Below are 15803 nucleotides of genomic sequence, written 5' to 3'. Positions count from 1 at the left end.
AGGGAGCATAACGCATGTCGGATGAAAAATTTGACGCCATCGTAGTGGGCGCGGGCGTGGCGGGAACGGTGGCGGCTTATGTGATGGCCAAAGCCGGACTGGATGTACTGGTTATTGAACGCGGCAACAACGCGGGCAGTAAGAATATGACCGGCGGCCGACTCTACGCGCACAGTATTGAGCGCATCATGCCCGGTTTCGCGCAGCGCGCGCCCATTGAGCGCACGGTCACGCGGGAGAAAATCTCCTTTTTAACCGATGACAACGCCGTCACCCTCGATTTTCAACGCGAGAAATCTGAGCTCGCGGAGCAGGCCTCCTATACCGTGCTGCGTAGCCGACTCGATCCGTGGCTGATGGAGCAAGCCGAAGAAGCGGGCGCGCAATTTATTCCGGGTGTCCGGGTGGATGCGTTGATCCGTGAAGGCAATCAGGTCACCGGCGTGCAGGCAGGTGATGACATTCTTGAGGCCAATGTGGTGATCCTCGCTGACGGTGTCAATTCGCTGCTGGGACGTTCGCTGGGGATGGTGCCGGTGCCCTCGCCGCACCATTATGCCGTGGGCGTGAAGGAACTGATTAGCCTGTCGACCACGCAAATCGACGATCGCTTTAATCTCTGCGGGAACGAAGGTGCCGCCTGGCTGTTTGCTGGCTCTCCATCGAATGGCCTGATGGGCGGCGGTTTTCTCTATACCAACCGGGAGTCGGTATCGATTGGTCTGGTTTGCGGGCTGGGAGAGATGGGTCAGGCCCGGAAAAGCGTGCCGCAAATGCTGGAGGACTTTAAACAGCATCCAGCTATTCGCCCGCTGATTCAGGGCGGGAAATTGCTGGAATACTCGGCGCATATGGTGCCGGAAGGTGGTCTCGCGATGATCCCGCAACTGGTCAGCGACGGGGTGATGATCGTGGGTGATGCTGCCGGGTTGTGCCTCAATCTGGGCTATACGGTACGCGGTATGGACTTAGCCATCGCTTCGGCGGAAGCCGCGGCCAATACCGCGATTGCCGCCAGAGCGCAGCAAGATTTTTCGGCTCACGCACTTTCGGCCTATAAACGCGCGCTGGAGCAGAGCTTCGTGATGCGCGATATGCAGCATTTCCGCAAGCTCCCTGCCCTGATGGAAAACCCGCGTCTGTTTACCCAGTATCCGCAAATGGTGGCAGGCATCATGAATGATATGTTCACGGTTGACGGTAGCCCGAATCAGCCAGTACGCAAAATGATGATGTCTCACATGAAGAAAATCGGCCTGCTGAATTTACTGAAAGACGGCATCAAAGGGGCGACCGCGCTATGAGCCAGGAGAATAACGTTAACGTTGACGTCAAACTGGGCGTCAATAAATTCCATGTTGATGAAGGCCATCCGCACATTATTCTGGCCGATAACCCCAACATTGATGAGTTTCGCAAACTGCTCAACGCCTGCCCTGCCAATCTCTACAAGCAGGATGCGCAGGGCAATATCCATTTCGACTGCGCCGGTTGCCTTGAATGCGGCACCTGCCGTGTGTTGTGCGGGGAAACCATTCTCGAACACTGGAACTACCCGGCAGGGACCTTCGGTGTTGACTTCCGCTACGGTTGAGCCCAAATCCGCCTGAAATTCATGCAAAAACATCCACTACGTTTAACGGTTTATTGACCAGGAAGAGTCCATGGGTGTCACGATAACGTTTAATGCTGAACGTCGGGAAGCGTACCGACGGCAAGGATATTGGGGCAATGCATCGCTGGGCGATTACTGGCACCAGACCCTGCGCGCGATGCCGGACAAACTCGCCGTGGTGGATAATCATGGTGATTCATACACCTATGCGGCGCTTGATCACGCCGCAAGTTGCCTGGCAACATGGTTGCTTAACAGCGGTATTCAACCGGGCGATCGCGTCGCATTTCAGCTACCGGGCTGGTGTGAATTCACGGTGATTTACCTGGCCTGCCTGAAAACCGGCGCGGTGTCTGTGCCGCTGCTGCCCGCCTGGCGTGAAGCGGAACTGGTGTGGGTATTAAATAAATGCCAGGCAAAAATCTTCTTTGCCCCAACGCTGTTTAAGCAGACGCGTCCGGTCGATTTGATCCTGCCACTGCAAAACCAGTTACCCTGGCTACAACGCATTGTCGGCGTGGATAAGCTGGCACCGGCAACCACGTCGCTTAGCTTCCGGCAACTGGTGCAGGAGAACGTCCCACTACTTGCACCGCGAGAAGTTCACGGTGATGAACTGGCCGCCGTGCTGTTTACCTCCGGCACCGAGGGAATGCCGAAAGGCGTGATGTTAACCCATAACAATATTCTCGCCAGTGAACGAGCCTACTGCGCGCGGTTGAATCTCACCTGGCAGGATGTGTTTCTGATGCCTGCACCGCTCGGTCACGCAACCGGCTTTTTGCACGGCGTCACCGCGCCCTTTCTGATCGGTGCTCGCAGCGTATTGCTGGATATTTTCACCCCGGAGGCCTGTCTCGCACTGCTGGAGCAACAGCGTTGCACCTGTATGCTCGGCGCCACGCCTTTTGTGTATGACATCTTGTGCGCCCTCGGCAAACAGCCGGCCGATCTTTCATCGCTGCGTTTCTTTCTTTGCGGTGGAACCACTATCCCCAAAAAAGTGGCGCAGGGTTGTCAGCAGCTTGGGATCAAGCTGTTAAGCATTTACGGTTCGACGGAGAGTTCGCCCCACGCGTTGGTGAATCTCGATGATCCGCTGCCGCGCATGATGAATACCGATGGCTATGCCGCTGCCGGTGTGGAAATTAAGGTGGTGGATGAGTCTCGCAAAACGCTGCTGCGCGGTATGGAAGGAGAAGAGGCCTCGCGCGGCCCGAATGTGTTTATGGGCTATCTGGATGAGCCGGAACTGACTGCCAGGGCGCTGGATGACGAGGGCTGGTACTACAGTGGCGATCTCTGCCGGATGGACGACGCGGGCTATATCAGCATTACCGGGCGTAAAAAAGATATTATCGTGCGCGGCGGCGAGAACATCAGCAGCCGCGAAGTGGAAGATGTGCTGTTACAGCATCCGGCCATTGAGGATGCCTGCGTGGTAGCGATGCCCGACGAGCGTCTGGGGGAACGGTCATGCGCTTATCTGGTGCTAAAAACGCGGGAGCCACCGCTACGCCTGGAGGATGTGGTGGCTTTTTTCAGCCGTAAGCGGATGGCGAAGTATAAATACCCAGAGCGCATCGTCATCGTCGATAAGCTGCCCAGAACATCATCCGGTAAGATCAAAAAGTTCCTGCTGCGCCAGGACATCATCCAGCGGATGAGCAAAGAGAGCGACTGCACCAGCCCGCAAAGGCGCTACTCGCACTCGTAGCGTTGCATAAGATGATGGTAATAAACGCATCCGTAAATGACGCCTGGTAAACAGATGATGAGCGTCGTTTCCGCCCCTGCGGCAACGCGACCTGCCGGTTACGTTGCCACAGGATTTACTGACAAGTAAATGGCACGGGATTGGCGCTATCAGTATCAGAGAGCGGAGAAATGTTCCGTCTTGCCACCTGTATTCTATCCGGTAATAACCGTACGATATTGATTCGGTTGATTTTTGGCACGGGGTGCGACTTGAATGCCGTTTTTCATTACATATCGTGTCCCTTTAAAATCTCTTTTAATATCCCCTTTTATTATCTTGTATTTTCCAGGCGTATAAGAGGTGCCATATTTCAGATCGTAAATATATTGCCCTTTATCACCGGAAGAAGACGGGCCGCTAATATAAGAAAATGAAATCCCATCCCTGAGCATTTTTTCACCAAGCACCCGCAACCATTCTCGCTCGCCAATATGGCAACAATGGAATTTTAATACCCCAATGCGTTTCAAACCCCATAGTTTGAGATAATAAATAAAATCGTCTGTCATTTTTGCATAGCGCAATCCAAACTCAGTCGAATGACTGACGATAATTAATTTATCATTCTCACCCATATCGGCGCAGAAATCCCTTACGAAGCCACCGAACAAAATATCCCTGTAATCTGGATATCTTTTTTTTATGAAAGCATAGGTATCCGGCTCGGTGTACTTGAGATCATCAAGAATAATGCATCTAACCTTTCCATATTTCCACACAGCCGGGATACTTGTCGTCCCATAACGCCTTAAAAAATCAAACATAGCCTCTCCGATTAATAATAAAATGAGCGAAACTGGTAAAAATAAGTTGAACGCGAGAAAAACCCAGGTCAATAAAACAATCAAATTAATATTTAAAGATATTTTTATTTGAGCTTATAAGCACAGAGATAATAAGCTCAGAAACATTTACATACTTCAGTTATTACCTTCAGCCATGGCAACTTCCAGTAATAATGAAAACGATAGTTAATAATAATTGTAAGAAGCAATATTACTGATTGCTACAATTAACATCTTATTTAAAACAGTATTTCTCAGGTCAATATAAAGAAGAGATAAACAGCACGGAACACTCACTGCTGACAGGAAAAAGAGCGAATGCAGATCGCTGTTAAGTAACGCAGAGCCAGCGCATAATCATTGTGCCCGGCAGGTCAAATGTGCGGCTTCGCAACGCAAAGACATCAAAAGGAACGCGCGCACTTGCGACGATCAAAATGGTCAAACCAGAGCGAGAGGAATCTGAGGGTAAAAATAATAAATCGCATTACGTTTTATGAGATATGTGCACATGACAGATTTATCCATGATGTGTAACATTCATGAAGTACAAGCGAGGCATTTCCGGAATAAAATCAGTAAGAAACAACCGATTGGGTGAAGTGGCGGAGAGAGGGGGATTTGAACCCCCGGTAGAGTTGCCCCTACTCCGGTTTTCGAGACCGGTCCGTTCAGCCGCTCCGGCATCTCTCCGTTCAGATGGTTGCCATGATGCCAGGTAATTTGGCATTTTAACAGACCCTGTCCCGTTAATTTGGTTCAAGTGGCGAGTTTGCGAGCAAAACGATGATTAAGTGGCCCTGGAAAACAAAAGACTCCGCTGATGAGGCGACGTTCCCGTGGGAAGAAGCACTAAACGCCCCGGTATTAGCAAATTTATCGCCTGATGAGCAGGTTAAACTTGTTCAGCTTGCGGATCGCTTTTTACAACAAAAGCGGCTGGTTCCATTACAAGGATTCGATTTAGACGCCTTAAAGAGCGCGCGCATCAGTCTGCTCTTTTGTCTGCCCGTGCTGGAGCTGGGCCTCGAATGGCTGGATGGTTTTCACGAAGTGTTGATTTACCCGGCTCCGTTCGTGGTGGACGATGAGTGGGAAGATGATATCGGCCTCGTGCATAACCAGCGCATGGTGCAATCCGGTCAGAGCTGGCAACAGGGGCCGATTATCCTTAACTGGCTCGACATTCAGGATTCGTTTGATGCTTCCGGCTTCAATCTGATTATCCACGAAGTTGCGCATAAGCTGGATACGCGTAATGGCGACAGAGCCAGCGGCATCCCGCTGATCCCACTGCGTGAAGTGGCTGGCTGGGAGCATGATTTGCGCGCCGCCATGGATAATATTCAGGATGAAATCGATCTGGTGGGAGAAAGCGCAGCCAGCATTGATGCCTATGCGGCAACCGATCCCGCAGAGTGTTTCGCCGTGCTGTCGGAGTATTTCTTCAGCGCTCCCGAACTCTTCGCCCCGCGTTTCCCGGCATTGTGGCAGCGCTTCTGCCACTTCTACCAGCAGGATCCGCTCAACCGCCTGCGCGGCCAGACCGGCGGTTACCACGAAGGGATAAACCAGGTACATTAAAACAGCACGTTGTGCTTTAATTAGCCAATTGAATCAGCGGGTTAAATTTAGTATTGACACACCAGTACGGGGCCAGTACTATGCGCCCCGTTCACACGATTCCTCTGTAGTTCAGTCGGTAGAACGGCGGACTGTTAATCCGTATGTCACTGGTTCGAGTCCAGTCAGAGGAGCCAATTTCCTGCTTTCATGCATCCTTGCGAATCTTTATCTGATGTTGATTCAACAGGTTAGCGTGAAACCCCCTTCCCGATGTCTTTTCTGTTTTTCCTCCGCATCGGGAAATGTTAGTGGTCTGCTTCAGACCCGACTATAGAGTGACCAGCAACACTGCGTAACGGCACCAGAATCCACAGTCTTAAACCTTCCCGCAACCTTATAAAGTCTCTGATTCACACGGTCTGTACCAGTGTGCCAATCCAGGCGGCTCACATCTTTGACATCTCAAATATCATATTCTTGTCCGCTGGTTTCATTGAGGGACTGAGTCACATTATCAGGGTTCAGCCGATCAGCGATTGAAAACTGAATGCACTAATCTGCGGGACTCCTGGACTCAATAAGCAGCACTTCCCCTATATCAATTCATTTCCTTCGTCCGTGAACTACCGCTGCGAATAGATACGCAGGCAATCGTTAAGCCCTAATCATTTGAATAAAATCATAACGCGTAATCTTTTCATTATAACGAGGGAAAATGGCAGTAATTATGCAAAAACAATAAGTAAATTCACTATATTTTCACAAAACCGCCCCACTCTCCCCATAAGAAGGTTGACAAGTGCAGATGAATTAGTATGATCATACTAATTCATCCGTCAATAAGCTTTCCGTTGAAGATTTTATAAAATAAAATGGCTAAGACCGGAAAAATAAAAGATTAACACACCTTTCACCCTCAAAATGATTAATAATAACAATGAAAAAATCAAAAGCTAAAAATTGTTTATTAATATGCTTCTCAATTCTCTTTTTTAGCATGTTAATAATGTTATCTTCGTTCTATTTTTCACGTCTGACCGAGTATGTGTTATTCAATTACTTGTTTAGATACAGTATTGTTGGTGTAGTTATAGGATTGGCTATCATACACATTACATGCATATTGCTCACAGGTTATCTTATTTACCTTTTATTTAGAAAGTAAAAATTCAGGCAGTCGCATTTTAAATAAGATTTATTTTTAAGTAATAGTCACAAAAAGAAGTAAAAAGCCCTGTTATTCCTGCGTAAAAAAGTTGTTATATCTAATATCCCCAGAGCCAATATTCGAACGATTATACGACGTATCTAACATAGAAGTACCTCTGATTTCCTTTCCCCTAATACAGCCAGTATTCGTCTTAGTTAAAAAATCTTTTTCACCTGAGGTGAAGAATTCAGATTGTTCTCTGATTTCATCTGTCACCTCAAGCTGAATAGATAAAAGTTAAATGACGGCAATTGGCCGTCATTTCTTGATTCAGGTGCTATGCTTTCCAGCCGCCACCGAGAACTTTATAAAGAGTAACCTGCTGTGTTATTTCACTTAAACGAGTCGAAATTTCAGTTTTCCTTGCCTGAAATAAAGATCGTTCAGCGACAAGCACATTGAGATACCCATCCACACCTTCCTGATATCGGCTATTCGCAAGAGTGTAGTAACGTTGATTTGCCGCGGTGTCTTGTACCCGAGCAGCCAGTTCATGTTTATAGGTCGCTTGACCCGCCAGAGCATCCGAAACCTCCTTAAATGCCTGCTGTATAGCTTTTTCATAATTTGCTATTTCAATTCTTTTGGAAATTTCCGCAACGTCAAGATTGGCTTTGTTTTTTCCCCCATCAAATATTGGTACGCTTATGCTGGGAACGAATGACCAGGCAGCCGTGCCCCCTTCAAGCAAATGTCCAAGACTATCTGAAGCCGATCCTCCGGAAGCAGTAAGGCTGATGGTAGGAAAGAAAGCGGCTCTGGCCGCGCCAATATTCGCATTAGCTGCCTTAAGAGTATGTTCGGCAGCAATAATATCCGGCCTGTTTGTCAGGACTTCTGATGATATTCCGTCAGGCAACGCCGGGAAATTCCATGCTTTAAGTAAAGTCGCATTTTCTACAATATTGGCCGGTATGTTCGTACCCAGTAATAGCTGTAAAGCATTTGTATCCTGTTTAACCTGACGGGTGTATTGGTAAACTTCGGCCTCAGCGCTTCTTAATGACGTTTCCGCCTGAACAACATCCTGTTCGTTTGCGATGTCCATCGCATACCGTTGTTTAGTCAGATCATACGTTTTACGCTGACTTTTAGCGGTATCTGTCGCCACATTAAGTAAATCCTTATCCGCGCAAAGGGTCAAATAGCCCGATACGACCTCTGATACAAGACTAATTTGTGTGGCGTGAGCAGTAGCCTCAGTCGAAAGATAATTTTCAAGCGCCTGTGCTTTCAAACTTCTAAGCCTGCCAAAGAAGTCAATTTCCCAGGATGTTACACCAAGATTCGCTTCATATTGCTGGTATGACACAGGCCCGGAAGTCTGGGTAGAATAGAGATTGCCAGGCAGATGAGCCGAAGTCTGGCTACCATTAGCCTCGATGGTTGGTAATAAAGCGGCTCTTTCAATCCTGTACTGTGCTCTGGCTGACTCTATATTTAAAGCAGCAACTCTGAGATCTCTATTATTTTTAAGGGATAATCCTATCAGGAGTTTCAACGTGTCATCATCGAAAAACTTTTGCCATGCAAGATCTGAAGTTTTATTCCTGTACGCATTACTCTCCCATTTCCCGGAAACAGGTACCGATGGGCGTTCATACTTCGGCTGTAAGTTGCAGGCCGTCAGAGTTAAGAGTACCGGTATAACAATAAATAGATGTTTCTTCATAACCTATCCTTCTGAGGATAATCATATTGCAATGTCTGAATTCTAAGCCCGGTGACTATCTTAGAAGTGCACCTGACTGTTTGAAACGGTCGCTTTATACACGCATTACATAAATCTGCCTGAAACAGATTTATGTAATACATCAGCACATGGCACTAAATAGCTACAAGTTATAAAACTTGAATGTAATGAATGTTTCTTCGACCCAGGAAGAAAATAACGCTCTATATCATTACCCTTTCTTCTTGTGATATCTAATCTGGGCAAATGATAACGGTTCACGTCCATGATAAATTGCTGAAACCCGGCTTTTGTACCCGAATAATTAAATTGTGCATAATGACCTTCAGGTATTATTATTTTTTGTACTTTACTCTTCATAGAATATAAATTCTGATAATCTGTTGCTGTAAAGTACTTGATAACAACGCCTGAATTTACTGCGATATTGGGTTCAAAATGGCTGATACCATAGACGTAAGAAGGTAGCTCCTGGTAGTCCCTGAGATACCTGTTAAAAAAATTCATCCGCACATCTATATTGAACTTACAGAGATCTTCAAAAGCACAAGGGAAAGAGTGTTCTATGCCGAGAAAAATTTGTTCTGGTAATGAAATAATGTCCGGTTTGGGTACCGGATGAATTATCCTCTGATATGGCGGGTAGAGCTGTGAACAATCCCATTCAGTGTTATTTCTGTACCTTGCAGGAGTCTGATGAAAGTAACTTTTGAATGAACGGGTGAAAGCCTGCTGCGTAGTAAAACCATATTTCAAAGAGATATCGAGAATATGTGTTTTAGTTATCTGTAATTCAGCAGCCGCGGCGGATAATTTTCTTAGCCGGATATACCTGCTTAGAGTAACTCCCGTTAACGCATGATAAACCCGCTGTAAATACCATTTCGAATATCCTGACTTAGCCGCCACAATATCCAGGGATAATTTTGATGCGAGTTGAGATTCTATCCATTCTGTAAGATCATAAATAAAATCATTTTTCATTACACACCGCCTTATTCCCAATAGCCATATCAAAAGCAAAATCCAGCGCTGATTGAGAGTAACGATAAAGCAAAGTATCGTTTGGCATCATAACTATCGACCTGAGCGCTCCCATAAAAACATAGAAAATCATCGAGCTGAGTATTGTTGTCGAAATATCAGCATGAATCCTTCCATTTTTTTGGGCTTCGGATAAAACAGAATCTATCATGACGAATAATTTATCCATCTTATTCCCCACCAGAATATCATGGTTATTTACTTCGTCAGGATATTCATAGCGGAAGACAGTCATCTCGATAACATTTTGAAGATGTTTGTTTCTCTTAACGCATTCAATTTCCCTTAACAAACAGTGGCGTAACGCCATAACAGATTCGGCACGCATTACAAGATCTTCAACTTCCGTAAAAAGTAAGAGAGGTGTGCGCTCAATAACCTGTTTAAAAAGATCGTTCTTTTCCCTGAAATGCCAATAAATAGCGCCTCGCGTACAGCCCGCTTTTATTGCTATCATCTGTAACGTTGTGCGATAAATACCTGAATCCCGAAAGCATTGCTCAGCCGCATCCAGAATATGCTCGCGGGTTTCTTCAGCATCTTGCTTGGTTCGTCTGGCCATTTTCAAGCCTCCAGAATAAATTAAAATTTATCGTATCTACATTACTGCTCAGATTGAGGATTTTAGTATTGGTATCCCTGATGGATACAAATACCTCACATACAGCTATTTTTCTTCAGCTATGGTTAATGCTTCTTTTTTGTTTTTGTTCCTGGTAAAAAAACCAGCGACAAGAACATAAAACAGCGGGATATAAAAAATAGCTAATACGGTCGCGGTAAGCATCCCACCAACAACGCCAGTACCAATGGCATGCTTGCTTCCGGAACTTGCTCCTGAAGCAATAGCGAGAGGAATAACACCAACAATAAATGCCAGTGATGTCATAATAATGGGTCGTAAACGGACTCTGGCTGCCTCAATGGCTGCCTGCGAAAATGACATTCCACTTTTTTCATGAAGATCGCGCGCAAATTCAACAATTAATATCGCATTCTTTGCAGAGAGACCAATCGTCGTTAATAAGCCAACCTGGAAGAAAACATCGTTCCCCAATCCACGTAAAAGCGTCGCACTGACAGCGCCAATAACACCCAGCGGTATGACTAACATTACTGAGAAAGGAATACTCCAGCTTTCATAAAGCCCTGCCAGACAGAGGAAGACGATTATTAGCGACAGAGCATAAAGCGCCGGCGCTTGCGAACCTGAAAGACGCTCTTCAAATGAAAGACCTGTCCAGGCAACATTTAAACCTGGTGGCAATTTTGCCGCGATCTCCTCTACCGCCTTCATGGCATCCCCGGAGCTATAACCCGGAGCAGGTTCGCCAAGAAGTTCAACTGCCGGTAAACCGTTATAACGCTCCAGTTTCGGGGAACCATAAGTCCATTTCCCACTGGCGAACGATGAGAATGAGACCATCTCTCCGTCACTATTACGTACGTACCATTTATCGAAATCCTCCGGAGAAATACGTGAACTGGCTTCCCCCTGGATATAAACCTTTTTAACACGCCCACGATCATTGAAGTCATTAACATACGTTGACCCCCAGGCGGCGGACATCGTGTTATTTACATCAGAGAGACTGAGTTTCAGAGCCTGCACTTTCTCGTCATCAATCAGAATTTGATATTGTGGCTCATCATTCATACCGTTGGGTCGAACCATTTGCAGTGCGGGGTTTCGGGCAGCCATCCCAAGAAACATATTCCGTGCCTGCATGAGTTTTTCATGGCCGCCGCCAGTTGTATCCTGAATAAACAGGTTAAAACCAGTGGCATTCCCCAATTCCATCACCGCCGGTGGAGCGAAAGAAATAACCGTTCCCTCTTTTATTGTGCTGAAATATCCCATTGACCTGGCAGCCAGTTCAAATACCGAACCTTTCCTTTCATTCCATGGTTTAAGTCCCACAAACACCATAGCGGAACTCTGACCACGCCCTGCAAAGTTAAATCCATTGACCAGCATTGTCGTGGCAACCATGTCTTTTTCCTGGGTCAGAAAATACGCCGATATTTTGGTTAATACTTTCTGGGTCTGCTCCGCACTACTGTTTGGTGGCAGTTGTACTTGCACAAAGAGATTTCCCTGATCTTCATCAGGCAGGAATGACGTTGGTATCCGTGGGAATAGCGCAATAAGTAAAGCGATGATTGCCAGAAAGAAAAGCATCGCTCGTTTTCTGGCCCTCAAAGTACGTTCGACGCCATTGCGATAAAGCGAAGTGCCGCGTTCAAATTTACGGTTAAACCAGCCGAAAAATCCCTTTTTAGCCTGTGCGTCATGATGCGTTTGTTTCAGGATCGTTGCGCATAATGCCGGAGTAAAAATTAGCGCAACGAGCACCGACAACGCCATTGCAGAAACAATAGTGATAGAGAACTGGCGATAAATTACACCTGTTGAACCGCCGAAAAACGCCATCGGAAGAAATACAGCGGAAAGAACCAGACCAATACCAACCAGAGCGCCCGAAATCTGCTCCATCGATTTTCGGGTCGCTTCAAGCGGCGGAAGCTTTTCTTCTTCCATCAGTCGCTCGACGTTCTCCACAACAACAATGGCATCGTCGACGAGAAGCCCGATAGCCAGTACCAGGCCAAACATGGTTAATATATTAATTGTAAAGCCAAATGCGGCCATAATGCCGAATGTGCCCAGCAAAACGACCGGAATAGCGAGTGTAGGAATAAGTGTTGCTCTCCAGTTTTGCAAAAAAAGCAGCATCACGACAAAAACGAGGACTATCGCTTCAATAAGGGTATGCACCACTCCTTCTATTGAGGCACTTATGACAGGAGACGTATCGTAAGGATAAATAATCTCCACGCCTTCCGGTAAACCAGGCTTAAGCTCGTCCAGCTTTGCTTTGACAGCTTTAATGGTGTCCAGCGCATTAGCACCGGTAGCCAGGCGTAACGCAATAGCTGTACTAGGAAGATCTTTGCCATATTTTGATTGTATTGAGAAACTCTCGGATCCCAGTTTTACTTTGGCCACATCCTTAAGTAACACGCGGGATCCATCGGGCTGAACCTTCAGGAGTATATTTTCAAATTGTTCAGGTGTTGTGAATCTGGTCTTGCCAATGACAGTTGCACTCAGTTCAATATTTTCATTGGTTGGTAAACCGCCTAACTGGCCCGCAGATACCTGTACGTTTTGCGCCTGAATAGCAGAGCTGACATCCAACGGGGTAAGTTTATATCCATTCAGCTTATTCGGATCCATCCAGATACGCATCGCATACTGGGATCCCAGCATAGTGAAATCACCCACACCGGTAATACGAGTTAAAGGATCCTGTATGTGAGAAACCAGATAATCACCGAGGTCAAAGCTGCTCATACGACCATCAGTGGAAACAAGTCCGGCAAGAATTAAAAAGTTAATCTGATATTTAGCAACCCGGATCCCCTGATTCTGAACTTCATCCGGTATTAAAGGCGTTGCCAGCGATAGCTTATTTTGTACCTGAACCTGAGCAATATCCGGATCTGTCCCTTGATTAAAGGTGACGGTAATTGTGAATGAGCCATCCGAATTACTCTCAGACTTTAGATAGCGCAAATTATCAAGGCCATTCAGTTGCTGTTCGATAACCTGCACCACAGTATCCTGAACGGTATCTGCCGATGCTCCAGGATAAGATCCAGTCACAGCAATCGCAGGAGCAGCAATATTAGGATACTGGTTGATGGGTAACTTGATTATAGAAAGCACGCCAGCCAGCATAATAATGATGGCTACAACCCATGCAAGTACGGGGCGGTCAATAAAAAAACGTGACATTACGGCTCCTTACTCAGGCTGATTAGCGACTTCAGGCGAAGGGGGAGTAGCCTGGGCAATCCTGACTTCACTGCCGGGCTGGGCTTTTTGTGTCCCATCCACAACGACCCGATCGCCACTTTGCAATCCGTCCCGTATTAGCCACTGATTGCCTACAACGCGATCGGTTACCACCGCTTTCCGGATCACTTTGCTATCTTTGCCAACGACAAGAGCCGAGGCCTGTCCAGTCGGATCACGGGTGATTGCTCTTTGTGGAACAAGCAGGGCATTCTCGTTCACCCCTTCCTGTAATTTGGCGCGGACGAACATACCTGGCAGCAACCGTCCATCGGGATTAGGAAACTCGGCGCGTATAATTACAGAGTCCGTACTTTCATCTACTGTTACTTCTGAAAGTTTTATTCGGCCCGGATGCGAATATTCAGTGCCATTGTCGAGGATCAGTTTGACTTCAGCCTGTTGGTCGCCATTTCGTTTCAGGCGGCCTGCGGCAAATTCATCCTGCAATTTAAGAAGAGCCGTTGAAGATTGCGGAATATCGACATAGATAGGATCAAGCTGCTGGATGGTTGCAAGATCAGTGGTCTGATTAGCGGTCAGCAACGCTCCCTGAGTAACGGAAGATCGCCCGATGCGTCCCGATATTGGCGCGGTGATCGTTGTATAACCTAAATCAATGCGAGCAGAGTCAACATCAGCCTGCGCCTGTAGCCAGGTTGAACGTGCATCATCCCGATCCTGCTGGCTTACCGCTCCTGTTTTTACCAGTCGTTCATACCGGTGGGCTAAAAGTTTCGATGATTCCAGGCTCGCTTCCGCTTTAGCAAGTGTCGCCCGATAAGGAGCAGGATCAATCTGATACAATGCCTGTCCGGCTTTCACGAGGGCACCTTCATCGAATAATCTTTTTTGAAGTATGCCGCCAACCTGAGGACGCACTTCAGCAGTCCTGAAAGACGAGGTTCGGCCAGGGAGTTCCGTCGTCAACGTCACATTTGCTGCGTTTACCGTCACAACTCCCACTTCAGGAATCGAATTTTGAACTGGCCGCTGTGGCTGATCACATCCGAGAAGTGTAAGTGACAAGAGAACTGACAGCGCCGGATATGCAGGACGAAAAAGCACAGACATCATGAGCGATCTCTCTGTAGTTTGAATATTCATTCTAGTATATTCATACTAAAATATGACTTGCAAGAGATATTAAAGAGGCTAATAAATGAGCAACGTACAGGACGAAGAAATTGGCGTGAAAAGCAAAGACAGGAGAAAGCAAGTACTCGATGCGGCGGCCAAATGTTTCCGTGACCTGGGGTTTCATGGATGCAGTATTGCTAAAATTTCGAAAGAGGCCGGCATGAGCCCCGGGCACATTTATTATCATTTTGCTAACAAAGAAGCCATCGTGGAAGCCCTGGTCGCGCAGCAGGAAAGCACTATTTTTGAACTGATCAATGATATTGCGACATCTCCAGCCGATGAGAAATTAGCCGTGACACTTAAAAGGCAAACGGCACGTATGGTTGAGCTTCATACCTCTCCAGAGTTTATTAGTTTATGGCTTGAAATTGCTGCCGAAGCGGTGCGAAACCCTAACGTTTCACAAGTACTCCAGGTGTCGCATAACGCCATTAGCAACAGGTTCAATGCGCAATTACTTAAAAGAACTAAAAAAAATGATGAGAATGAAATTAAGCAACTGCACGCAAAGATGGATATCATTGCATCCATCTTTGCGGGATTATCGCAGCGCACTGCATTACAATCTATTGATGCGGAAGGAGATAAAGAAATGCTTATTGAAATGATAAATAACGTTATCGATCTTTTTTTTAAAGAATATTAGCCCTTACTCATCCATCCAGCGCTATTAAATAAAATACCCTGCCCTCGCTTCAGAGGGCAAAGCGTAACTCCTTAATACTATTCAAGAATACCCCAACCAAACCATAAAAAAACCCCGCCATTAAAAAATAACAATGGCGGGATGATCAGTGAGAGAATGAAGAATTTGCTCGCCATCAGCATAACGCAGTTGCGAATTATGCTGATGAATATTTTGTGCTCTCGCAATGCGAGTAATAAGTTATGAGTCAGGGAACACCATTTCAGAGAATTAAAGCGTTAACGAATGGCCGCTAAATATATTTCTCTCAGCCGCTATAAGCGGCGATTTTCTGACACTCCCTGGCCTGACGGAAATAGCCGTTAATCGTTCGGGCGAGCTGTTCAGCAAAATTAACGTCCTGTGGGGACAACACACCGCTCCGCGTGATTATGGTAACAGGATTCATTATTCACTCCGCTGGCCAGATGACACGTTACC

The 15803-nt window shown here is 46.6% G+C and carries 11 protein-coding genes, 2 tRNA genes and 2 pseudogenes; 8 read left to right on the top strand and 7 right to left on the bottom strand.

What is annotated here, in order from left to right; translation table 11 throughout:
- Window positions 1–14 precede the first annotated feature (14 nt).
- From CWM66_RS10095 to fadK, 3 genes are all read left to right on the top strand, one after another.
- The gene (locus tag CWM66_RS10095; protein ID WP_079517735.1) at window positions 15–1304 is read left to right on the top strand and encodes an FAD-dependent oxidoreductase; all 1290 of its coding nucleotides are present in this window, start codon (window positions 15–17) and stop codon (window positions 1302–1304) included.
- A complete protein-coding gene (locus CWM66_RS10090; RefSeq protein WP_007371457.1) occupies window positions 1301–1594 on the top strand; it encodes a ferredoxin family protein in 294 nt (97 codons plus the stop codon). Before CWM66_RS10095 ends, CWM66_RS10090 begins: the two co-directional genes overlap by 4 nt.
- Before the next feature lie 70 nt (window positions 1595–1664).
- Entirely contained in the window at window positions 1665–3332 is a 1668-nt protein-coding gene (gene fadK, locus CWM66_RS10085; protein ID WP_107146605.1) for a medium-chain fatty-acid--CoA ligase, read from the top strand.
- Between the two features lie 194 nt (window positions 3333–3526).
- On the opposite strand, the gene CWM66_RS10080 is transcribed toward fadK, so the two are convergent.
- Window positions 3527–4138, bottom strand: a complete 612-nt coding sequence (locus tag CWM66_RS10080) for a hypothetical protein (RefSeq protein ID WP_035890070.1) — start codon at window positions 4136–4138, stop codon at window positions 3527–3529.
- Between the two features lie 624 nt (window positions 4139–4762).
- Window positions 4763–4852 (bottom strand) — tRNA-Ser (locus tag CWM66_RS10075).
- Between the two features lie 93 nt (window positions 4853–4945).
- Here CWM66_RS10075 and mtfA point away from each other — a divergent pair.
- The 3 genes and pseudogenes from mtfA to CWM66_RS29245 all read left to right on the top strand — a co-directional run.
- On the top strand, window positions 4946–5743 hold the full coding sequence (gene mtfA / locus CWM66_RS10070; RefSeq protein ID WP_007371403.1) for a DgsA anti-repressor MtfA: 798 nt from the start codon (window positions 4946–4948) through the stop codon (window positions 5741–5743).
- A gap of 100 nt (window positions 5744–5843) precedes the next feature.
- A tRNA-Asn gene (locus CWM66_RS10065) sits at window positions 5844–5919 on the top strand.
- 154 nt (window positions 5920–6073) lie between these two features.
- A pseudogene (locus CWM66_RS29245) lies at window positions 6074–6180 on the top strand (DUF4102 domain-containing protein); the annotation flags it as partial.
- Window positions 6181–7212: 1032 nt separating this feature from the next.
- Here the strand turns inward: CWM66_RS29245 and CWM66_RS10060 are convergent.
- The 5 genes from CWM66_RS10060 to CWM66_RS10040 form a co-directional block, all read right to left on the bottom strand.
- Window positions 7213–8607, bottom strand: a complete 1395-nt coding sequence (locus tag CWM66_RS10060; protein ID WP_007371401.1) for an efflux transporter outer membrane subunit — start codon at window positions 8605–8607, stop codon at window positions 7213–7215.
- Window positions 8608–8712: 105 nt separating this feature from the next.
- Complete coding sequence (locus CWM66_RS10055) at window positions 8713–9612, bottom strand: helix-turn-helix domain-containing protein (protein ID WP_051644087.1); 900 nt, start codon at window positions 9610–9612, stop codon at window positions 8713–8715.
- On the bottom strand, window positions 9602–10234 hold the full coding sequence (locus CWM66_RS10050; RefSeq protein ID WP_035890072.1) for a TetR family transcriptional regulator: 633 nt from the start codon (window positions 10232–10234) through the stop codon (window positions 9602–9604). The genes CWM66_RS10055 and CWM66_RS10050 overlap by 11 nt, the downstream gene beginning before the upstream one ends.
- A 105-nt stretch (window positions 10235–10339) precedes the next feature.
- Entirely contained in the window at window positions 10340–13474 is a 3135-nt protein-coding gene (locus tag CWM66_RS10045; RefSeq protein WP_007371398.1) for an efflux RND transporter permease subunit, read from the bottom strand.
- A 9-nt stretch (window positions 13475–13483) separates the two neighbouring features.
- On the bottom strand, window positions 13484–14641 hold the full coding sequence (locus tag CWM66_RS10040; RefSeq protein ID WP_007371397.1) for an efflux RND transporter periplasmic adaptor subunit: 1158 nt from the start codon (window positions 14639–14641) through the stop codon (window positions 13484–13486).
- Between the two features lie 55 nt (window positions 14642–14696).
- Between CWM66_RS10040 and CWM66_RS10035 the strand changes: the two genes are divergently transcribed.
- Together CWM66_RS10035 and CWM66_RS10030 are read left to right on the top strand one after the other, a co-directional pair.
- Window positions 14697–15323 (top strand): TetR/AcrR family transcriptional regulator, encoded by a 627-nt coding sequence (locus tag CWM66_RS10035; RefSeq protein ID WP_007371396.1) that lies wholly within the window; start codon window positions 14697–14699, stop codon window positions 15321–15323.
- 285 nt (window positions 15324–15608) lie between these two features.
- Window positions 15609–15756 (top strand): annotated as a pseudogene (locus CWM66_RS10030) (P-type DNA transfer ATPase VirB11); the annotation flags it as partial.
- Window positions 15757–15803: the final 47 nt, after the last annotated feature.

This window comes from Kosakonia sp. H7A (genome assembly GCF_003028445.1).
GTDB classification, from domain to species: Bacteria; Pseudomonadota; Gammaproteobacteria; order Enterobacterales; family Enterobacteriaceae; genus Kosakonia; species Kosakonia radicincitans.
Note: the sequence above shows the minus strand (reverse complement) of the source record. Positions and strands in the feature narration are given on the sequence as shown.